General features: G+C 72.2%; 1 pseudogene. It reads left to right on the plus strand.

Annotated elements, in window-relative coordinates:
• A pseudogene (locus ACRHNM_RS17810) lies at nucleotides 1–245 on the plus strand (hypothetical protein); the annotation flags it as partial.

The raw sequence follows: 245 nt of genomic DNA on the forward strand, positions 1-245 counted from the left end.
GGTGCAGGACGAGCTGGTCGGTCAGATGGCCGAGCTGCTGGAGGCGGACTACGACACGCTGGCGCTGGAGATCAACGACAGCGAAAGCCGCCAGCGTGCGCTGACCAGCGAACCGGCAGCGCCGATGCCCCCGGCAGCGCCTGTCTTGCCTGCTGCACCGCCCTCGCCGGTCTCCGCGCCTCGGCAGCCACCCGCCTCGTCTGTGCCGCGCGACACCACGCCGGTCGTGCCTCCAGCGCCAGCAG

It is taken from the genome of Psychroserpens mesophilus, from assembly GCF_050617655.1.
GTDB lineage: Bacteria > Bacteroidota > Bacteroidia > Flavobacteriales > Flavobacteriaceae > Psychroserpens > Psychroserpens mesophilus_A.